We start from the raw sequence: 17,736 nt of genomic DNA, 5'->3' as shown, positions 1-17,736 counted from the left end.
GCGCTGTTCGCCTTCCGGCTCTGGCCGTGCCCACCGTCGATCTCGATGTGGGCAGCGGATGTGTGAAGGGGCCGACGGTGGTCGGCCCCTTCACGGGCGGTCCGCGTTGCCGCGCGGTGCCGCTGCAGGTTCGTGGTCTTTTCGCGTGGGTGTGCAGTCCGTGGCGTTGAGACGAGGGGCTGTTTGTCAGCGTCCTGTGAACCTGACGGGATGGTCGCAAGAGGGAGGCGGGTTCGCCAAGTGTGGTCGGGCGGCGGTGCATCAATTCTCTGCACCACAGGCCACGAATGTTCGAAGCCCGGGTATCGCTGCAGGCCAGGCCGTGCAGTTGACCAGTTGATTCCACTGCTGGTCACGGAGGTGAGCGCGGAAGTGGGGCGGGGGTGCATCAACTCTGCGAGGGGCTCGTCGGGAGTGCCACCATGCTGCCCAACGGGCGGGTGCCGCCGCCCCGTTGAAGGTGCAGTCCGTGGCGGCGCGCGGCGGGAGTACCGCTTGGCGCCCTGAGATCCAGAGGTAGTTGATGCACAATCCACGTCGGCGTCTGTCCTGCATCGAACCACAACCAGCCGGGCGCCCAGCCGTACGCAGGCCGTCATCATCATCGTCGTGGTGATGCTCGGCGCGGCCTTGGCGCGCGCAGGTGTGCCGGTCGCGGTCATCGCCGAAGTCCTGACGGCGTCGGGTCTGGTCGGGGTCCATCTGGCCCGGCGTGGTCCGCTCACGGCACCTGCTGGGTGAGCGGTCAGCATGGGACGTCTCGAGTACTCGATCGCCACCCCTAACCCGGCGCTGGAGAAGCTGGCCGACTGGCTTCGTCTGCAACGCCGGGCCGCGGGCCTGACCTACCGGGACATGGCCAGTAAGTCCGGCCACGCCTTTTCCGCGACGACCTACTCACGGGCCACGACCGGAACGCGGATGCCGCGCCTGCCGGTCGTGGAGGCATACGCAAAGGCGTGCGGCGCTCCCGTCGACCGGGCGCGCCGGTTGTGGCAGGCGGCACGCTACGCCGAGCACCGCAAGAAGCGTCCAAGAGCGGGTGTGCCCCGCCCGGACACCGTCTATGACCGGGCCGAACTCGTCCACGCGCTGAAGGAGCTGTACTACAAGGCCGGAGCGATGCCGGTCGATGAGATGGAACGCAGGGCCGGCAAGCACGGGCAGCTGCCGCACAGCACGGTGCTGCGGATGCTGGCGGGCAAGTCCATGCTCACCTCCGCGCAGCTCACCGCGTTCTTGCGGGTGTGCGGCGTGACCAGCGGGATCGAGCACGAGCAGTGGCGGCAGGCGTGGCTGCGTGCCCGCCGGCGTCAGGCGGTGGAACACGATGCGGACATCCGGCTGCTGCAGCTTCAAAAGCCGCTCGGGCGCAGCCGTCCACTGCCGACGCCCGGCTACCCGTCCCTGGAGAGTTCGGCGTACGGCTATGGGCCCCTCCAGCCGGTGGCGCTCGCCATGCCCGTGAACCAGGCGGCGGGCGCGCGACGAGGGCAGCGGCCGTCCTCGCCCTGAGGTGGACGAACGCTTATGGTCCCGGCCTGGTGCTGGGACCACTCTGTGGGTGTCGAGGGGACATGAGGAATCAAGCGGGTGGACCTAGGCTGACGCGTCATGCTGATCATCGATGTCTCGTCGGTTGGCTCTGAGGAGGAGCTGCACGCCGTGTTGCAGCGGGAGTTGGGGTTCCCCGGCTTCTATGGCCGGAACTGGGACGCGTTCTGGGACGCGGTCACGGGGTTGGTGCAGATCCCGGGGCGGGTGCGGTTCGTGGGGTGGGCCGCACTTGTGGAGCGGCTGCCGTACGGTGGGCGGATGCTGCGGCTGCAGCTGGATCGCTACCGCGACGAGTACCGGCCGGATCTGTACGTCGAATACGCATAGGCACCGCTGTCTGTTTCGCCAGCACACCCGACGCGGGCAGCATCAGCTGGGGCTCTCGTGGACCGGCGGGATCTAGGGCTGACAGCCGACGCCGTCCGGTCCGCCAAGAACGTTCCGGCCGCCGACGGGCACACTGGCTGACCCGCCAGCGGTACCTCCCTCTACAGCAGCCCGCCCAGCGGCAGGACCCGCTCGGCGAGTTGTCCGCGCAGCCGTCCCCCGTCGATGCCGGCTTCGGTGAACCAGTCGGCTGTCAGCAGCAGTTCGGTGTGCGCGGCAATGCGCTCGGCGGGCAGTCCGCAGAACGCGGCCACTGCCTCCAGGCCGAGTCCGTCGTCTTGAGCGGGGCCGAGGCGGCCGTCGGGGCGGGTGTGGGCGGCGGTGTAGAAGGCGAGGAGTTTCGTTGCGGGACTGGGCTTCTTCTTGCGGATCTTCCGGTCGCCGATGATTTTCTGGGCCCAGCCGGAGATGCGGGCGCGGTGGGTCTTGCCGAAGGTGAGGGGGCTGGGCTGGTCGGGCAGCAGGGTGGGGACGGTGAAGGCGCAGGGGTTTTCGGGCCGGGTGGCCATCACCTCGCTGGTGGTGGCTGGCAGGGTCAGCCAGCCGTCGGCGACCAGTGCGTCGAGTACGGGTTCGGCGTCGTCGTGGAGCCAGCCGGTCAGGTCCTGGCCGGTGATGTTGCCGGTCCCGGCGCGGGCGGCCCGCAGGGTGAGCATGAGCACGGCCAGATGTACTCCAGGCTCGGGGCGCGGGGTGCGGGCGGTGACATAGTCGAGCACGGTGCGGGCGTGTTCGGCCTGCGTGCGGGTCAACTGCCGCTCCACCACCTTTCCGTCGCCACCGCTGATGACCGTGGCGCCGCGGTTGTGGTGCATGGCGAGGGTGGTCTGCGCGGCAGCCTGGGCGCGCTGCGCCTCCTGGCGCAGGGAGGGGTCGCCGGTGACGTCGGCCCACAGCGCGAACGCGCGGGCCTTGCGCTCCTGCAGACCGGCGAGGAGGACGAGGTCGGGTTCGGAGCGCTGCTGGTAGGTGCGGAAGGCGTCGCCGAGCTCGATGAGTTCGATGCGCAGCACGTCGGGTTCGAGGTCGTGCGGCACGGTCCGCTGCGCGATCTTTCCCGAGCGTTTCGGCCGCCGGGACGCGGCGGTGCGGGCCCGAGGCAGGGGTGTCCGCTCGGCGGCCTCGGAGGACGAGGCGCCCGCGGTGGGGGAGGGGCCCTGGTCGGAGAAGACCGCTGTGATGCCCTCACCCGCCGCCGCGCCCGCGCGTTCTGTCTCTGCGGCCCCTGCTCCTGCCTTCTGGACCGTCCGGGTCGGAGGTACGGCGGTGTCCAGGACGCGGCAGCCCGCTGTGGCGGCTGCGCACTTCGCGCACGTTTCCGCGATCCGCCACAGGCGTCCGGTGCGGTCGGCGTAGAGGGCCAGGACCACCGGCCCGCCGCAGCCCACTGGTCTGTTCGCCGGGCGTCGCCCCGCGCCGGTGCCGGGGTCGGGGGTGTGCCAGGCGCAGTCGGCGGTGCGGCAGGCGCACCATGCGGTGCCGCGTGGCCCGCCTCCGGTGCGGATATGGGCCAGGTGCGTGTTGACGTGGGCGACGGCAGCCTTCCGCCCCGCGGCGCCGCCGGGAAAGTGCTGGTCGGCGCAGGCTGGGCGGGAGCAGGAGAGCTTGGCCGTGCCAGCGGAGGGGCGGCCGTAAGGATCGAGGCGTACCGTCCATACCCGTCCCGTGACGCGTTCGTCCTGGCCCGTGCCGGTCTCCACGGCCATGTACATCCCTCTCGTGTTGCCTACCCCGGTACCCCGGGCGATTCCCATCATCAGGGATTTCAACCCACGGGCAGTGAAACCCCGATCTCGCAGGAGTAGTTCGTCTAGCTTCGCCTGCGCAAGCTACCGACCGCGCACGCGATGAGGAGGTTGGCGCTCTCAGTCTGATGGCTGGCCAGCTACGTACACGTGCGATGGATTTACGGTGCCGGCCTCAGATGCACTTGCGGGCCTGGTGGATCGGCTTGACCAGGCGGCTGAGGTCGACCAGAACCGCGTCGGGGGCTGCATGGCGGGTGTCGACGCGTACCTCGACGGCCGGTGAGCGGCCGTAGGTGAGCAGGAGTTTACTGTCACCCTGGTCCTCGTTGGCGCGCCAGACCCAGTCCACGCCGTCGACCTGGGTGCAGGGGTCGGCAGTGGGTGGGGGTGTGTGCAGGCCGCAGCGGACGATGACCGCGCCGTCGCCCCATACAGCAGCGCCCGCTACGTCGGTGGAGTCGCGGTCCGCGTCGGCGAGGCGGTCGGGGTAGGCGTCGGTGAGGCGGTCGCACGCGGCGGAGTGGGCCCGAGGGGCAGCTTCGAGGTCAAAGGTGGGGGACGTGACGTATTGATAAGCGACGACGGAGGCTGTGCCGAGGATGACGGCAGCGGCGCAAATGGCGACACGGGCGCGTCGGGTGGCCGGGGGCATGGTGCGTGACCTTGGTTTCTCGTAGTCGGTTCGGTTGTCAACTTGCCTTGCTCAGAGGGCAATCACCGCCGGAAGTCCAATTGCAGGGGAGCGGCCTGCCTCGCACGGTGTGGTCTTCGGCGAGGCAGGCATCGCTCCGGCTAGGTGACGACATCGGCCGTTTCGGTGGATGCGATGGCCCGGACGACCCGCTGGTTGATCATGAGCGCACCGTAGCGTGAGAGGCATCAGTGCGTAATGGCCTAGGGGGCGGTGGCGGTACGCGACCTTGAGGTGTTATGGGCGTCGAACGCGGAGGCCGTATTGCCCGCACTGGGGTCTGCCATCCCCATGGGCGCTTGAAGGGCCAACTTCATCTGTGCGGCTGCAATGTGACGATACGCCATTGGCTTCGGCAGGCAGTCGCGCGTGACCCCGGATATCACGTGGCGATTGTTTGAGAACCCGTCCGTGAACTGCGCTGGTGGGGGTGCTGAGATGGCGTGAAAGCTTGCCGTCGAGCTGACCATCTGGATCGGTGGCGATGGGCAGTGCCCGCGCGATCTCGAGGAACTGATGTGGATGGATCGGGCGTCCAGAGGTGCATGGACCAGAGATTCCGGCTCCGCGAGGCAACCATCAAAGATCTCGACATGCTGACAGATGTGCACACCCGCACCCGGACTGCGTACTACGCCGCAGGCGGTGTGCCCGAGGGGGAACTCGCAGATCCGGCCGCATGGTCCGAGCGGCGCGATGCCTGGGCGCGGGTACTGACCACCTCAACGCGGACCACACTGTGTGCGGAAGGCCCGAGCGGGACGGTGGTCGGCTTGCTGACCGCGGGCCCACCGCATCAGGACGATCTCGACGCCGCGAGTAACTATGAGTTGTACCAGATTGGCGTTCTGCCGAACACCTGGGGACACGGGGTAGGCGGGGCCCTTCACCGCGAGTTCATGGTCCGGGCGGTGGCCACCGGGTGCGACGTGGGTGTGCTGGAGTGCTGGGCATCCAACACCCGCGCGCAGCGCTTCTATGCCTGGCATGGCTGGCGGCCGGACGGTACGCGTCGTGAGGGGCCGATGGGCAACGACTACATCAGGCTTCGGCTGAAGATCGATCCCAACTGCCGATGAGGCGTCAGCGCCGCCGCTCGGTCTCAGGCCACTGCAGTGGCCTGTGTGGTGCGGGCATGGCCGCGTTCGGGCCCAAAGCGCGGACATGGGGCATGAGGGCATCGGTCCCGGCCTCGGGGGCACGGGCAGATCTGCGTGAGGCGGCGGTTTCGCGGGCAGATGCCGCGGGCGCCGCCAAGATGTCCACGCTGACGTGGATCGCCTTCCTGCCGAAGAAGCGGGTGACCGCCCCGAAGGCAGGCTGTGACTATGGCTCGAAGTACCAGTCGGTGGCGACGGCCGCAAGAAGTTCGACTGGAAGTCCGGCAAGTACCGCACCTCCATGAACGCGGTCATCACGTGGAAGAACAAGCGCGTGAACGGCTACAAAGACGTCCACCCCACCTACGTCTACACGAAGAGCACCGGCCTGAAGGTCGCCAAGAGGACCGCCACAGCCAAGCACATGAAGCTCAAGAAGCTGGGCTCGGGCAAGAACTACGTCGACGTGCGGATGGTCCTGCACGCGACCATCCCCTTCTGCAAGGGGCTGGGCGGGGTCAAGGGTGCCATCGACGGGGCACTCACCATGCATATGACCAAGGGCGGTAACTACACCATCCGCTCCGGTAAGCACCGGCAGATGCCGAACCACCACATCTACATCTACGACGGCGGCAAGGTCACCAACGTGCTCAAGAGCAAGTACAAAAGCCTTGCGTGCCTCATAGGTGAGGCACTGTGCCCGCAGAAGGATTTGACCGGCCGCCGCGGCAAGTTCTGACCTCTTTATGACAGGCTCTGGCCGGCTGAGGCGCTCAGGGCAGCGGAGCCGCCACCCAGGTGAAGCCCTCGGGCTACTGGCGTAGAGGCCGCGAAAGGCAGACGGGCAGAGCAGCTCCCCGCCACAGCCCCGCAACTTGCCCTTTGGGCACGGATGTTCGCAGGTGCAGTGCCGCACCACGAGATGCGCGCGGCGCTGCCGCGCTGGCGAACAACGGTGACGAGCCGCGACCGTGCAGGAGCTGGCGCTTGCCGGCCTTCCTGCCCGGGGCGTGTGACTCCCGGTTCGTGAGGGCTGCCAAGTCCTCACCTGTAAACGATGCACGATTCAACTAGCCGCACCTGGCGCCAAATGGCGTCGCCAGGTCGCGTCCCTGAGCGACCTGTGCAATGTGAAGAAGGAGAGCGGGAAAGAGATGACCATGGGCTTGATCGCGAAGACTGCCGGAGTGAGCGCAGCAGTCGCCGCCCTCACCCTGAGTGCCTCGACTGAGGCACTGGCGGCGGGCAGTTGGCAGGGCGAGTGGAAGACCAAGGGGCATGAGCAGACCACGGCCGCTCACCACGTCAGCAAGGGCAAGCACTTCCTGCACTTCGGCGTCAAGGGCAAGCACGAGTGGGTCGCCCGGGCATACCGCGTGGTTGGCAAGAAGGGCGGTTCCAACGACGTCAGGATGCAGACAGTCAAGGGCAGGGACACCTACCAGTCGACGCTGGCGCCGATGAAGAAGTACCCCTCCGGCTCCTTCTACATAGTGTTCTCGTACTCCGTGAAGGGAACGCAGGCGTACGGCGGCATCGAGTAGTCAAGTACCGGACGCTGGCCCTCCCTTAACGAACCGCACCGTCGGGGGCCCGCACCCAGTGCGGGCCCCCTCTCCCCATCTGGCAGGCTCTCTGATCATGAAGACAACGATGCCGTCCCACCGTACGGCCGCCGTCGCATCCGTCCTCGCCATGGCCCTGGCCTCCGGCTGCTCCTTGGTCACCTCCTCCAGCAGCGGGGACAAGCAGGTCAGCCCCCTGAAGTCCTTCGCCCCCAGCGACCGGAAGCAGGCTCCGGCCTGGTCGGGCAAGACCGTCGACGGCGACACGATCGACCTCGCCGACTACCGTGGCCAAGTCGTGGTCCTCAACGCGTGGGCGTCCTGGTGCAGTTCGTGCCGCGTGGAGTCTCCCGGCCTCTCCCGCTTCAACACGGCGATGAAAAACAAGGGCGTTGCCGTGGTCGGCATGAACGTCGACGCGACCTTGTCCAACGCCCGCTCGTTCGAGCAGGACAAGAAGCTGTCGTTCCCGAGCCTGTACGACCCTTCGGGACGGAAGCTGCTGCAGATGCCAAAGGGCCTTGCCAACCCGACGGGTTACCCCTTCACCCTCTTCTTCGACCGAAAGGGCCGCATCGCCGCGTCACATATCGGCGCTGTCTCCGAGACCGACCTGAAGAAGATCGTGACTCCGCTGGTGAAGGAGTGATGGGGCTGCGGTGACGCGCTGCTCCACGGTCACGAGGGGGGCGGTCAGGAACGTGACGCTGTCCGTCGGGAGCGGTTCCAACGTGTGCGACGCACGAGGTCGGCCGCTGCCTGAGGCCAGGCACCGTGGTCGAAGGCGAACCCGGCCTCCCGCAGCCGCCCCGGCACCACCCGTCGGCTCTTGAGGAGGAGTTCGGTGTCGGAGCGCAGAACGAAGGCGCCGGCTTCGGCCATCCACCGCGTCGCGGGCAGTCCGACGGGCATGCCCCAGGCACGGCGCAGCGCACGCATGAACTCCCGCTGAGGCAGCGGGCCGGGAGCCGCGAGATTGACCGCCCCGGCGATGTCGTCCCGGTCGATCAGGAACTCAACGGCGCGCACGAAGTCACGGTCATGGATCCAGGACACGTACTGGGCGCCGCCCGCGACCGGTCCGCCCAGTCCGAGCCGCGCCAGCCACGCCAGGTAGTCGAAGACGCCGCCGCGGTCAGGGCTCATCACCATCGCCGAGCGCAGGGCCACTTTCCGCGTCTGCGGTGTCGCGGCCCGCTCCTGTTCCCGCTCCCAGTTCTGCGCGATCTTGACGCTGTAGCCCCAGTAGCCGGGGACGCCGGGCTCATCCCCTCCGATCACGCCGGTGGCCTCGTCGTTCGGCGCGTCGAAACGGTGGGCGTAGACGGTGGCGGTGCTCATCTGGAGCCAGACCCGGGGCGGCTTCCGGGCAGCGGCGATCGCCTGACCCACGACGCGTGCGGAGTCCACGCGCGAGTCCATCATGGCGCGCAGGTTCTCATCGGTGTAGCGGCAGCTGACGCTGCGCCCCGCAAGATTGATCACGACATCGCTACCGTCAACCGCCTCCGCCCAGGCGCCGAGCGTCCGGCCATCCCATGAGACTTCGCCGTCGCGCACCGGGCGTCTGGTCAGGACCACAACCTCGTGGCCTGCAGCGGTCAGCGCCCGGCGCAGCACACCGCCCACCTGGCCGGTCCCTCCCGGCAGCACGATCTTCACTGGCCCTCCCGTCACTCCTGACCTCGTACAACGAGCGTACGACCTGCCCGTACGGGACCGGACCACCGCATGACCATCGACCGGACAAGCCGGTCAGCACGGGGTAGGAACGGCTGGTTGTTGGGGCCCTCCCGGAGCTTCGCGATTCTGCGCTCTCGGGAACGGGCCTCGATGGTCCACGCGGCTGCTACCGCGTGAGCAACTCCCTACCTGGGCAAGCAACCGAAGGAGAAGACGATGAGGATCAGCAAGCGTGCACGGCCGCCGACACAGGTTTGCCGCGTCGGCCCGGTGAGCAAGACGCGAGCGTAGCCCCTCTTCCGCGCACGAACGCGGTGGTCATCACGGTGGTTGCGCTCGCCTCGTCGATCGTGCTGCTGGTCGTCGTCTCGGGTGTGCCGGCCGCCGTGCCGGTGGCCGGAATGATCGCAGCCTCAGGGCTGGCTCTGGCCGGTCGAGTAGCAGTCCCGCGCCGATTGCCATCGAGTCCTGCCAGGGGGCCAGTCCGTGGTGTCCGGTCCCATATAGGTCGAGGCATCGTGACGTTCTGACCTGTGGTGCCTCGACTTGTGCGGGATGACGCTTTCCGAGTTCGTGTCCAGCACCAGGCCCTTGACCTGCGTGCCTACAGAAGAACGGGACTGCCCACACTTCGCTGGGACCGGACACGTGGTCCCGGGTCGGGGCCCTGACACTGCTGCTACCACCCTGCTACCTTGGGGGGTATGTCGTCGTCGAAGAAGCAGACGCAGCTGCGCCTGACCCCCGATGTCCTGGCCGCCGGCAAGGACGCCGCGGCTGCACGCGGCCTGGACTTCAACCACTACGTGGAGCGCCTCATCGTCGAGGACACCACCGGGGTGCGCGCCGCCGGGATGACCGCAGCCCAGCGCCTCATCGACGAGCACGGCGCCTTCCTGGACGACCTGGAGCAGCAGCTGGATGCCCCGCACGCGCGGCGGCCGGGCGCGGCCGCGTGATCCTGCACGCCGACGAATCCTGGATCCTCGAAGTTGCAGAGCGGGCTGGGCAGCATGACCCGGGTGTCGATGACTACGGGGTGCCGGTCGCCGCGGTGGCCCGTCACCGCGGTGAGCTCCTGGATCATCCCGTCTACGACGGGCCCTACGCCCGCGCCGCCGCCCTGGTCCACACGCTGGGCCGCTGCCGGTGGCTGGAGCGCTCCAACCTGACCGTGGCCTGCGCGGTGGCCGTCATGTACCTCGAGGCCAGCAGCATCCCCGTCAACCCCACCCGTGAACAACTGACCGCGCTCGCCCACGAGTTGAACAGGCCGCGCTGCACCGTGGCTTCCATCGCCGCGATCCTGCGCACCTGGAAGCCGTAACCCCTGGCACCTCTTCCTCCGGAAGGGAAGACCTGTCACATCTTCCAGGGAAGTGCCTCAATGGAAGCGATGTCGCCCACGGCGAGCAGCCCGAAGAGGCGGAGAACCTCTTCGAGGGCGACTTCACGTATCTCTCGTGGGGCCACCGAGCCGTCCTCAGGGTGCTCCCAGATCACCAGGCCGCCGTGGAAGGCGCTGAGGCACCATCCGCTCTCATGGGTGAGCGACACGTCGGGGTGCTCGTCATCAGCCTCCGCCAGACTACTGAGCACTCGCTTCATCATCGCCGGATCAGGCTCGTCGACTGCCCCGCCCATGAGGTCGCGCATGAAGTAGCTCACGGACCCATTAGCTCACACGGAATCTCCTGCTCACCGGTCAGGCTAACGACCCCCGGCAGAGGGGCTTTGACGACGTGACTTGGCATTTCCCAGTGGAATTTGGCCCCAACCAGAGCGAGGGGCATGTTGATCCAACATGCCTGGCCCGACGCGGGTGCGTGGCAATGGGGCGGGGAGGATCACGTTGATCGTTTGGGTGAACGGTGCGTTCGGCAGTGGGAAGACCACGCTGGTGGACGAGTTGCGTCCGGGCTGGCCCGAAGAGCTGGTCTATGACCTGGAGATGGTCGGCTATGTGCTGCGGGAGATCGTGGAGGTGCCGACCGGCGACTTCCAGGACCTGCGGCTGTGGCGACGGCAGGTTGCCGACCTGGCGGTGGGACTGGCCGAGGAGTACCGCCGCCCCCTCCTGGTCCCCATGACCTTGGTCAACCCTGGCTATGTCGGGGAGATCTTCGGCGCCCTGAAGGATACGGGCATCGACGTCCACCACTTCTTCCTCAAGGTCTCCCGGGAGGTTCTAGAGCAGCGGATCGACGGCCGGAGCTTCACGCCGGACAGCCCCGAACACGACGAGAAGGTCCGGGGCTGGTGCAAGGACAGGATCGAGGCGTGCATGGCCGCGGCCGACACCCTGCCCGGCGACACCGTGTTCCTGGACGGCGAGCTGACCCCGCAGACGTTGGCCGACCAGGTGCTGGCCCGGGTCCGGGCCGGCGGAACCTCCGGCGCGTGACCGTGGCGGCGGCTTCCGTGGCCGCTCGCCCTCACACGGCGGCAGGTGCTGCCAGGCTGTCGAGCAGCTGTCCGAAGGTGCGCTGGTCGGTGTAGTCGAAGGTCAACGCCGGGAGCAGGGCTGCCCAGTGGGCGGGATCGTTGCCGCAGGCGGCGAGCAGCTCGGACCGTGCGGTGGGGTGGCTGTGGGTGAGGACGTGGTCGGCGGGGAGCTGGCGCAGGTGTTCGGTGGTGCGGTGGCGGGATTGAAGGACGGTGCGCAGGACGTCGTCGCGTACGAACACGCCGTCGGATTCCGGGGCGTCCAGCCAGGACTGCAGTACGGCGGCGGGGTCGGGGTGGGCGTCGAGTTCGTCGTCGCTCATGAGCCGCAGTACTCCGTCGTCCGTGTCATCGCCGGTGGGGGCGAGGGTGGTCGCGGCCTCGCGCAGCCATGGCGGAAGATCGGGCTGGTGGAGGATCCAGATCAGTTCGACGGTGTGCAGTTGTTCCAGTGCGCTGTGGACGGCGTCATGTGGGGTGTGCGGGTTGCGTGCGAGGGCGGTCAGGGCATGGACCCGCTGGTGCTGGGAGCGGAATTCGAGCAGCCGTACCGGTGAGTTGAGATCGATGCCGTCGCTGATGCGCAGGAGCCTCTCATCGGGGAAGGTGGCGACGACCTTGGGCTGTTCCTCGGCGGCGAGCAGCGCGCATGCCTTGGCCAGGTATTTTCCGGTGGCGCCGAGAAGGGCCAGGTCGTCGGCCACGGTGAGCAGGTGGGCGGCACGTTTGGTCTTGCGGGAGACGGTCAGCAGCCGGCCGCGGCGTACGCAGGCGTCGGCGGTAGCCGCGAGCTGGTCTGCGGCGAGGCTGGTCAGGCGGGGGTTGTTGCGGACCCGACCGGCGAGGTGGTGCAGCCGGTTGAGCTGGGACACGGAGGGCTGGGGGAGATCGGCCAGCTCGTCCAGGCACAGCGCGGGCAGGCATGCGCGCAGCAGATCCTCGCTCAGCACGAAAGCCAGTGGTTCTGGCTCGGCCTGGGGATCCTTGGCCGCGAGGCGGGAGGCGCCCGAGGCGGCCAGCCGGTCGCCACGTGCTTGGGTCTCTGCCTGATCAAGCAGCAGGTGTTGCACGGCCGATCCGAGGCTGGGGTGCGCGACGAGTTCGGCCCAGCGCTGCGGGCACCGGTTCAGGATGCGCCACGCGGTGCCGTCGAAGTCGTGGCCCAGACCCACGGCGGTCCGGGTGTAACTCCACCACTCTTGTTCCTTTCCGGGATCGCGCAGGGCAGCGGCCAGTGGCGCCAGCGCCTGCTGCAGGACGGCGTCGAACAGCGCCTTCGGCAGTGCCGCTGCGGCGCTGTTGGCTCGGCGGTGCCGACGCGCATCCCAGTCGCGCACCACCGTCTCGAGGTCGTTGTCGCGCAGGAGCGCCACCAGTCCGATCGCCGTTTCCAGCTGCTCGGGATGCCGGGCCAGTCCGATGACCAGCTCAGGGGTGGCCTTGTGGGTACGCAGCAGCGCCGGCACGTCGGCGGCCGTGATGGTGTGCGCCGCGGCGAGCTGGGCGAGAGCCTCCGGCTCAATCTGCTCGAGCAGCCGCGCCCGCAAGGCGGGATCCGTGGTCCGGGCCAGCAGCGCCGGCATCGCGTTCGCAAGGGCCTTGCTGCGCCAGTCCTCCGAACGGTCCATGACCCGGTAGGGGGCGTGGGGGCGGGGCGCGCACAGTGCTTCGATCACGGTTGGTAGCGCTGCGTCAGGCAGCTCCGGGGCGGTCGCGAGTTCCTGCCACAACGGGTACGTGCCGGGGTTCACCATGCCTTCATGCTGGCCCCAACTCGGTGTGCGGGGACGCTACTTGCCCAATCCCGGGCTTGGGGCTGTCGTGGAGCGTGCCCTGTCGGATGTCGCCGATCTCTCGCCGTTTACGCCGGCTCGGTTCGGGAGGGGCCGGTGTGTGCAGGGGATCACCACGGGGGGAGGGGGCTGAGGGTGGTAGCGGACGTGTCGTCTTCGCGGGTGATGGCGCCTGGACCAGTCAAGTCTCTGAGGCTGTACTGGGAAAGGGCGTTGGTGTACCAGTCCGTGTCGGGGTGTACGGGCAGGGCGAACTGCTGGGCCACCTCGTCGATGCTGGTCAGGTGGACGAAGCGGTCGGTGAGTCCGGTCAGGTCGTCGTCCAGGAGCTGGGGGCGGGTGGCCGCGTCGCCGAAGTCGCGGGTGTTGCCGCTGACGAAGTACACCGTCTCGTGGCTTTGTTCACGAGAACGAACAGCAGATGTTCACCAACTCGGGAGGCACCTGGCTCCGGCGTTGTTCGATAAGGGACCTTGGGCGGAGTACGTCGGTTGCGGACAGGGGGCAGTCGTCGGTCCCTCCGCCCAACGCGACAGCGACGCGTACGGGGTGAGGACCTCCTGGCTGCCGTGCAAGCAGGCCCTGGCATCGTGTTGCACATGGGTGAACTGGTGGAGCGTGTGGACGAGCGTGACCAAGTGGTAGAGGTCGTTGACCGGTCCGAAGCAATTCGCCGGAAGTGGCTGCACCGCATCGCCACGATCGTTTGCCGTGACGAAGACGGACGGTTCCTGGTTCACCGCCGCCCGGACGACTCCCCCCGATTCCCGGGTCAGTACAACTGGATGCTCGGTGGTGCCGCTAACGTGGGTGAATCGTACGAAGAGGCAGCAGCCAGAGAACTGTCCGAAGAACTGGGCGTTCACGCCGCCCCGCAGTTCCTGCTCAAGTTTCTGTGCTCGGGGGCTATCAGCCCATACTGGCTCGGATTGCACGAGGTCGTCGTCACGACGCCCGTCCGGCCGAATGCCCAGGAAGTCGCCTGGTACGACTGGCTATCAGGGACCGACCTTGCGCGCCTCGTTGAACAGCAGAAGTTCGTCCCAGACGCTCGCGAGGCGTTCGACCGCTACCGCAACCTACAACGGCCCAGGCACCTTTAAGGTTAAAGGTCTAGCCGGAGCCGGTGCCCAGATCTACGGCAGCACGCGGTCTCTCCGCCGCTTCTGTTCGAAATCCAGGTGCCTCCCGAGTTGGTGAACATCTGCTGTTCGTTCTCGTGAACAAAGCCAGCCGCCCATTCCAGAACTCCTCTATCGCGGAGCCCTGGACCGTGATGATCTCCTCCGGCTGCGTGCTGGCGGGGCCGGGCCTGCCCGGATCGAGGAGGATCTGTTCAGCCTCGGGCTGGAGTTGCGCGACGATCTGCTGCAGACGGCCGTCGCCCTGGACGTGCTCGCCCTGTGCTACCCGCCGGGCCCCTACCTGCCGCGGCCCGCCATCGACACGGCGGAGGGCTTTCCGTGGAGCATGGAACTGCGGAGCGATGCCAGCGACGTCGCTGAGCTCCTGGTCCGTCATGACCTGCGGCACAACACCAGCAGCACCGGCACCATCCCCACCCCGCTCGAGGACGGCTGCTCCGACCGGGAACGTGACGCCGTCCGGGCCTACGTACGCGCCGAGTGGCATGCCTCCCAGCATGGTTGAACGCCCCGCTGCCTGATGACAAAACCACGCTGAGGGGCAGGGAAAAGGCTGGGCTCTTCGGGGGAACGCTCCTTGTGGGAGCGACTCTCGGGGTGATGCGCCAGGTAGACGGGGTGGGTGAACCGCATCACGAAGACGAACACTCCTCACCTTTACCGCCGCACTCTCACGGTCATGGCAGCTGCCGTGGCGCTCCTCGCGCCCGTACCGGCCGCCGCGGCAGCGGCACCAGCAGGGCCGGTGCCGCTCACCGTGCAGCTCCGCGACGCCGTCGCGCTGCTGCCGACCGCCGTCGAGCATGCGACCGGCTACCGGCGCACGGCCTTCAAGCACTGGGTCGATGCAGACCATGACGGGTGCACCACCCGCGAGGAGATCCTGAAGCACGAGGCCACCGACAAGGTCACCCTCACGTCGGACTGCAGGGTCACGTCGGGGGAGTGGTACTCGTATTACGACGACCAGACCATCAGCGCTGACCCGGCCCGCCAGATCGACATCGACCACATGGTGCCGCTGAAGGAGGCGTGGGCGTCCGGCGCATATGCCTGGGATGCAAAGCGGCGTTAGGCGTACGCCAACGACCTGGACGCCGAGGCGTCCCTCGCAGCGGTGAGCGCGCACGCCAACCGGCAAAAGAGCGACCGGGACCCGGCGGAGTGGATGCCGCCGTATGAGCCAGCGCGCTGTCGCTACATCGCCGAGTGGATCGCCACCAAGCTGCGCTGGGGCCTGAGCGCGGACGCGAAGGAGGCGGCGGCGCTCACCGAGTACACCCACCAGTGCCCCAACGCCCCGCTGAAGGTCCACACCCGCTGACGCGTCGCCCGGTACGGACCGCGGGCGCGAGAGCTCGCGGTCTGGGGGAGGGACGCCGTGCGTTATAGTTGATCTTGAAGTCGTCGTCGGAACTCCCGGCGTCTGACGGTGCGTTGGTCGTCTAAGGAAAGACGTCCCGCTTCCTGCGGGGAAATGCAGGTGCAAGGCCCGCCCAGCGCTCCAAGATTCGGCCCTCACCCCGCTGTTGCGGGGTGAGGGCCGACGCGTTGAGACCGCGCCGCCACGCGGGGAGCTCAGGGGTGGGCGCCGGACTCGTAGATGGCAGAGAATTCCGGATCGTCTCGCCAGACCTCTGCGATCGAGGTGAGCGCATCCCGCAGTGCTTTGGCAACCGGGCCCGGCTGGTCCGCGGCCAGTTCCGTGTCGAGTCGGCTGCTCAGATGGTCGGTGGCCTGGTGCAGGGCCTGGCTGACTTCCCCTACGCGCGCTAGGCACGAGTCCGGGGCGTGGGGCGGTTCTCCGGGGCGGAGCAGCGTGGCTGCCGCGGCGGCGTAGGTACGGTCGTGGATGAAGTCCCGCAGTGCGACGACCTGCTCGCGCGTGGGCAGAGGGCGCCGGGCGGGGGCCGGTCCAGTCATACCGGAAGGCTGTCCGCGGCCGTGTGCGGTGCCGTCGGCCCCGCCGGGGCGGGGCCGACGACGGGCAGGGCCGTGCGCCATACACGGGGACTGCCCGGGTGTCCCTGGTCGCGTCAAGGGTTCGAGCCAGTCGCCTCCGAGGGAGCCCCGCGCCGTGCACGGGGTGGTGTGGATCGTGACAGTGCGCCGCGGGGCGGGCAAGGAAAATTGGGACGGTCATGCATCAACCCGCGGACCGGCGAGCGGGGTTGTCGCCCGGGGACCGGCTCCGCGTACAAGCTGACCGTATGCGCACAGCCATGGAGAGCACTGCGGGGTTCGGGACGTTGATGCACGGTGTCCCGCACGCGGATGGCGGTGCGCACCTCGTGTGCGACCAATTCAAGGCTGGGACAGTCGTGCATCAACAGCTCACGCGAGGCGGTGGGGGCTGGCAGGATGCGGGACGCCGCGCGACGGCGCCACCCGGCGCGCGGACCTGCACATCCCCAACTGCCGCCACCCGTACGAGAATTCGGGCCAGTCGCCCGGCGGCAGCACCCACGAAGCCGAGGGAGAACTCCGCCGTGTCCCTACCCGCCGCTCCACCCGTCACCCTGGTCCCCGAACCCTCTGCGGTGCCCGCCGCGAAGACGGTCCGCGTTGCCCGCGAGCGTCTCAACGGCGCCGAGGCGGCCCTCATCATCGCCGTCCTCGCCCTGGCCGTGGTCCTGACCGCCACCGGCAGGCCGCACACCGACACCCTCCTGATCCTGGGCGGAGCGGGCCTGCTCGGCATCACCCTGGTCAAGATTGCCGGCGGCGGAGTGGTACGCGTGCTGCGCTTGATGGTCCGCTCCCAGCCGGACACCGACCGCTGACCCGGAGCCCCGCGTCATGCCACGACCGGAGAAGGACATCCCCTTCCCCAACTCCGCACTGGGCCACCTCGCCGTGAAACTGCGCGGCGCCCGCGCCCGCGCCCGCGCCGGATACACCTACAGCCAGCTCGAAGCACTCACCAGCATCCACGCGACCACCCTGCAGCGCGCCGCCGCCGGACTCCACCTGCCCACCTACACCACCGCCTCCGCCTACTACCGCGCCTGCGGCCAGAAAGGGAGCATCTTCGAACTATGGCAGGCCGCGCACCTGGAGGACGAACGGGACCGCGGCCGCGGCCCGGCGCCGGCCGCCCCGCGCCTGGACCTGGTGCGCGACCGGCCCGACTTCAGCGCAGCCCTCGTCGCCGCGCACGCCCGCCACGGCGCCCCAAGCCTGCGCGTCATGGAGCAGCGGGCGGAGGCCCGCAGCGCAGCCCTGGGCACTCTGTCCCGCTCGGCCGCGCAGCGCCTCCTGGCCCGCCAGGCATTCCCCACCAGCCTGCGGATGCTCTACGCCTGCCTGCACGCCATCGGCGTCCCCGATCGTGAACGGCCCGCCTGGAAGCGGGCGTTCAGACGTGCCGAGCGCGCGCACCAGGACACGCACGCCAAGAACGGCGTGCTGGCCCGGCTTCCGCAGCGCGAGGCCGAGGCGCTGCTGGCCGCATACGGGCTGGAGCCCGCCGAGAACTACCGCGGGGCCCGCGCGGGAGCGTGGACGAGCCGGTGTCTGCGCTGCCGTCAGGTCCAGCGGGTACGGCTGACCGATCTCGAACAGGGCGAGGGAGGCTGCCGCACCTGCCCGCCCCGTCCCTGATGAGGATTCTTGAAAG

At 68.5% G+C, this 17,736-nt stretch carries 22 protein-coding genes; 15 read left to right on the top strand and 7 right to left on the bottom strand.

From position 1 onward, the window contains the following. Nucleotides 1–750: 750 nt before the first annotated feature. Nucleotides 751–1,515, top strand: coding sequence for a helix-turn-helix domain-containing protein (locus ACQB60_RS44855; protein ID WP_496931887.1), 765 nt, complete (start codon nucleotides 751–753; stop codon nucleotides 1,513–1,515). Nucleotides 1,516–1,614: 99 nt separating this feature from the next. Beyond that, on the top strand, nucleotides 1,615–1,884 hold the full coding sequence (locus tag ACQB60_RS44850; protein ID WP_496931886.1) for a barstar family protein: 270 nt from the start codon (nucleotides 1,615–1,617) through the stop codon (nucleotides 1,882–1,884). Nucleotides 1,885–2,045: 161 nt separating this feature from the next. Here the strand turns inward: ACQB60_RS44850 and ACQB60_RS44845 are convergent, their stop codons facing one another. Both ACQB60_RS44845 and ACQB60_RS44840 read right to left on the bottom strand, forming a co-directional pair. Further along, the gene (locus tag ACQB60_RS44845; protein WP_496931885.1) at nucleotides 2,046–3,650 is read right to left on the bottom strand and encodes a hypothetical protein; all 1,605 of its coding nucleotides are present in this window, start codon (nucleotides 3,648–3,650) and stop codon (nucleotides 2,046–2,048) included. 214 nt (nucleotides 3,651–3,864) lie between these two features. Beyond that, complete coding sequence (locus tag ACQB60_RS44840) at nucleotides 3,865–4,344, bottom strand: DUF3515 family protein (protein WP_496931884.1); 480 nt, start codon at nucleotides 4,342–4,344, stop codon at nucleotides 3,865–3,867. 584 nt (nucleotides 4,345–4,928) lie between these two features. On the opposite strand from ACQB60_RS44840, the gene ACQB60_RS44835 reads away from it, so the two are divergent. The 4 genes from ACQB60_RS44835 to ACQB60_RS44820 all read left to right on the top strand — a co-directional run bounded on the left by ACQB60_RS44835 (nucleotide 4,929) and on the right by ACQB60_RS44820 (nucleotide 7,700). Beyond that, complete coding sequence (locus ACQB60_RS44835) at nucleotides 4,929–5,462, top strand: GNAT family N-acetyltransferase (protein ID WP_496931883.1); 534 nt, start codon at nucleotides 4,929–4,931, stop codon at nucleotides 5,460–5,462. A gap of 322 nt (nucleotides 5,463–5,784) precedes the next feature. Continuing rightward, nucleotides 5,785–6,225: a hypothetical protein gene (locus ACQB60_RS44830; RefSeq protein ID WP_496931882.1), complete on the top strand. Its 441-nt coding sequence runs from the start codon at nucleotides 5,785–5,787 to the stop codon at nucleotides 6,223–6,225. A gap of 448 nt (nucleotides 6,226–6,673) precedes the next feature. After that, on the top strand, nucleotides 6,674–7,030 hold the full coding sequence (locus ACQB60_RS44825) for a hypothetical protein (RefSeq protein ID WP_496931881.1): 357 nt from the start codon (nucleotides 6,674–6,676) through the stop codon (nucleotides 7,028–7,030). A 97-nt stretch (nucleotides 7,031–7,127) separates the two neighbouring features. Continuing rightward, nucleotides 7,128–7,700 carry a TlpA family protein disulfide reductase gene (locus ACQB60_RS44820; RefSeq protein ID WP_496931880.1) on the top strand — a complete coding sequence of 191 codons (573 nt, stop codon included), beginning with the start codon at nucleotides 7,128–7,130 and terminating at the stop codon, nucleotides 7,698–7,700. Between the two features lie 44 nt (nucleotides 7,701–7,744). Here the strand turns inward: ACQB60_RS44820 and ACQB60_RS44815 are convergent, their stop codons facing one another. Continuing rightward, nucleotides 7,745–8,713 (bottom strand): epimerase, encoded by a 969-nt coding sequence (locus tag ACQB60_RS44815; RefSeq protein WP_496931879.1) that lies wholly within the window; start codon nucleotides 8,711–8,713, stop codon nucleotides 7,745–7,747. 725 nt (nucleotides 8,714–9,438) lie between these two features. On the opposite strand from ACQB60_RS44815, the gene ACQB60_RS44810 reads away from it, so the two are divergent. Together ACQB60_RS44810 and ACQB60_RS44805 are read left to right on the top strand one after the other, a co-directional pair. After that, complete coding sequence (locus ACQB60_RS44810; RefSeq protein ID WP_496931878.1) at nucleotides 9,439–9,693, top strand: hypothetical protein; 255 nt, start codon at nucleotides 9,439–9,441, stop codon at nucleotides 9,691–9,693. Further along, nucleotides 9,690–10,061 (top strand): fic family toxin-antitoxin system, toxin component, encoded by a 372-nt coding sequence (locus tag ACQB60_RS44805; RefSeq protein WP_496931877.1) that lies wholly within the window; start codon nucleotides 9,690–9,692, stop codon nucleotides 10,059–10,061. The genes ACQB60_RS44810 and ACQB60_RS44805 overlap by 4 nt, the downstream gene beginning before the upstream one ends. A gap of 35 nt (nucleotides 10,062–10,096) precedes the next feature. Here ACQB60_RS44805 and ACQB60_RS44800 read toward each other — a convergent pair whose 3' ends face one another. Continuing rightward, the gene (locus ACQB60_RS44800; protein WP_496931876.1) at nucleotides 10,097–10,402 is read right to left on the bottom strand and encodes a hypothetical protein; all 306 of its coding nucleotides are present in this window, start codon (nucleotides 10,400–10,402) and stop codon (nucleotides 10,097–10,099) included. A gap of 184 nt (nucleotides 10,403–10,586) precedes the next feature. Here ACQB60_RS44800 and ACQB60_RS44795 point away from each other — a divergent pair, with 184 nt between their 5' ends. Then, nucleotides 10,587–11,138 (top strand): AAA family ATPase, encoded by a 552-nt coding sequence (locus tag ACQB60_RS44795; RefSeq protein WP_496931875.1) that lies wholly within the window; start codon nucleotides 10,587–10,589, stop codon nucleotides 11,136–11,138. 31 nt (nucleotides 11,139–11,169) lie between these two features. On the opposite strand, the gene ACQB60_RS44790 is transcribed toward ACQB60_RS44795, so the two are convergent. Together ACQB60_RS44790 and ACQB60_RS44785 are read right to left on the bottom strand one after the other, a co-directional pair. After that, nucleotides 11,170–12,855 carry a hypothetical protein gene (locus ACQB60_RS44790; RefSeq protein ID WP_496931874.1) on the bottom strand — a complete coding sequence of 562 codons (1,686 nt, stop codon included), beginning with the start codon at nucleotides 12,853–12,855 and terminating at the stop codon, nucleotides 11,170–11,172. Nucleotides 12,856–13,082: 227 nt separating this feature from the next. Then, nucleotides 13,083–13,358, bottom strand: coding sequence for a hypothetical protein (locus tag ACQB60_RS44785; RefSeq protein WP_496931873.1), 276 nt, complete (start codon nucleotides 13,356–13,358; stop codon nucleotides 13,083–13,085). Nucleotides 13,359–13,571: 213 nt separating this feature from the next. Between ACQB60_RS44785 and ACQB60_RS44780 the strand changes: the two genes are divergently transcribed. From ACQB60_RS44780 to ACQB60_RS44765, 4 genes are all read left to right on the top strand, one after another. Then, complete coding sequence (locus tag ACQB60_RS44780; RefSeq protein WP_496931872.1) at nucleotides 13,572–14,075, top strand: NUDIX hydrolase; 504 nt, start codon at nucleotides 13,572–13,574, stop codon at nucleotides 14,073–14,075. Nucleotides 14,076–14,325: 250 nt separating this feature from the next. Further along, the gene (locus ACQB60_RS44775; RefSeq protein ID WP_496931871.1) at nucleotides 14,326–14,622 is read left to right on the top strand and encodes a hypothetical protein; all 297 of its coding nucleotides are present in this window, start codon (nucleotides 14,326–14,328) and stop codon (nucleotides 14,620–14,622) included. 174 nt (nucleotides 14,623–14,796) lie between these two features. Continuing rightward, entirely contained in the window at nucleotides 14,797–15,192 is a 396-nt protein-coding gene (locus tag ACQB60_RS44770; protein ID WP_496931870.1) for a hypothetical protein, read from the top strand. Between the two features lie 42 nt (nucleotides 15,193–15,234). Further along, entirely contained in the window at nucleotides 15,235–15,441 is a 207-nt protein-coding gene (locus ACQB60_RS44765; protein WP_496931869.1) for a hypothetical protein, read from the top strand. A gap of 254 nt (nucleotides 15,442–15,695) precedes the next feature. On the opposite strand, the gene ACQB60_RS44760 is transcribed toward ACQB60_RS44765, so the two are convergent. After that, nucleotides 15,696–16,040 carry a hypothetical protein gene (locus tag ACQB60_RS44760; protein WP_496931868.1) on the bottom strand — a complete coding sequence of 115 codons (345 nt, stop codon included), beginning with the start codon at nucleotides 16,038–16,040 and terminating at the stop codon, nucleotides 15,696–15,698. 566 nt (nucleotides 16,041–16,606) lie between these two features. On the opposite strand from ACQB60_RS44760, the gene ACQB60_RS44755 reads away from it, so the two are divergent. Both ACQB60_RS44755 and ACQB60_RS44750 read left to right on the top strand, forming a co-directional pair. Further along, nucleotides 16,607–16,900 carry a hypothetical protein gene (locus tag ACQB60_RS44755; protein WP_496931867.1) on the top strand — a complete coding sequence of 98 codons (294 nt, stop codon included), beginning with the start codon at nucleotides 16,607–16,609 and terminating at the stop codon, nucleotides 16,898–16,900. A 16-nt stretch (nucleotides 16,901–16,916) separates the two neighbouring features. Continuing rightward, nucleotides 16,917–17,720 (top strand): hypothetical protein, encoded by an 804-nt coding sequence (locus ACQB60_RS44750; RefSeq protein ID WP_496931866.1) that lies wholly within the window; start codon nucleotides 16,917–16,919, stop codon nucleotides 17,718–17,720. Nucleotides 17,721–17,736 lie beyond the last annotated feature (16 nt).

The organism is Streptomyces odontotermitis (assembly GCF_050510915.1).
Lineage (GTDB): Bacteria > Actinomycetota > Actinomycetes > Streptomycetales > Streptomycetaceae > Streptomyces.
Note: the sequence above shows the minus strand (reverse complement) of the source record. Positions and strands in the feature narration are given on the sequence as shown.

Excerpts from the sequence above, each read along its gene's own strand:
- ACQB60_RS44855 (WP_496931887.1), top strand. The coding sequence starts at position 751 with ATGGGACGTCTCGAGTACTCGATCGCCACCCCTAACCCGGCGCTGGAG.
- ACQB60_RS44810 (WP_496931878.1), top strand. The coding sequence starts at position 9,439 with ATGTCGTCGTCGAAGAAGCAGACGCAGCTGCGCCTGACCCCCGATGTC.
- ACQB60_RS44770 (WP_496931870.1), top strand. The coding sequence starts at position 14,797 with ATGGCAGCTGCCGTGGCGCTCCTCGCGCCCGTACCGGCCGCCGCGGCA.
- ACQB60_RS44760 (WP_496931868.1), bottom strand. The coding sequence starts at position 16,040 with ATGACTGGACCGGCCCCCGCCCGGCGCCCTCTGCCCACGCGCGAGCAG.
- ACQB60_RS44850 (WP_496931886.1), top strand. The coding sequence starts at position 1,615 with ATGCTGATCATCGATGTCTCGTCGGTTGGCTCTGAGGAGGAGCTGCAC.
- ACQB60_RS44820 (WP_496931880.1), top strand. The coding sequence starts at position 7,128 with ATGAAGACAACGATGCCGTCCCACCGTACGGCCGCCGTCGCATCCGTC.
- ACQB60_RS44780 (WP_496931872.1), top strand. The coding sequence starts at position 13,572 with ATGGGTGAACTGGTGGAGCGTGTGGACGAGCGTGACCAAGTGGTAGAG.
- ACQB60_RS44835 (WP_496931883.1), top strand. The coding sequence starts at position 4,929 with ATGGACCAGAGATTCCGGCTCCGCGAGGCAACCATCAAAGATCTCGAC.
- ACQB60_RS44845 (WP_496931885.1), bottom strand. The coding sequence starts at position 3,650 with ATGGCCGTGGAGACCGGCACGGGCCAGGACGAACGCGTCACGGGACGG.
- ACQB60_RS44840 (WP_496931884.1), bottom strand. The coding sequence starts at position 4,344 with ATGCCCCCGGCCACCCGACGCGCCCGTGTCGCCATTTGCGCCGCTGCC.
- ACQB60_RS44830 (WP_496931882.1), top strand. The coding sequence starts at position 5,785 with ATGAACGCGGTCATCACGTGGAAGAACAAGCGCGTGAACGGCTACAAA.
- ACQB60_RS44750 (WP_496931866.1), top strand. The coding sequence starts at position 16,917 with ATGCCACGACCGGAGAAGGACATCCCCTTCCCCAACTCCGCACTGGGC.